Origin of the sequence: Mesorhizobium sp. M1A.T.Ca.IN.004.03.1.1, assembly GCF_003997555.1 — a bacterium.
In the GTDB taxonomy this organism is placed as follows: domain Bacteria; phylum Pseudomonadota; class Alphaproteobacteria; order Rhizobiales; family Rhizobiaceae; genus Mesorhizobium.
Map to the genome: position 1 here is coordinate 1 of NZ_RZTV01000549.1, position 260 is coordinate 260.

Genomic DNA, 260 nt, shown 5'->3' on the forward strand with positions numbered 1-260 from the left:
CACGACGGACGTCAGCCTCTGGTCGCTTTTCATGCAGGCCGGCATCGTCGTCAAGCTCGTCATGCTCGGGCTCATCGCGGCCTCGGTCTGGACGTGGGCGATCGTCATCGACAAGTACCTGGCCTATGGCCGCGCACGGCGCCAGTTCGACAAGTTCGAACAGGTTTTCTGGTCGGGCCAGTCGCTGGAAGAACTCTATCGTTCGCTGTCCGAACGCAACAACACCGGCCTGGCGTCGATCTTCGTCGCAGCCATGCGCG

At 62.3% G+C, this 260-nt stretch carries 1 pseudogene; it reads left to right on the forward strand.

Annotation, left to right across the window (positions count from 1 at the left end):
* Positions 1 to 260 (forward strand): annotated as a pseudogene (locus EOD29_RS32835) (protein TolQ); the annotation flags it as partial.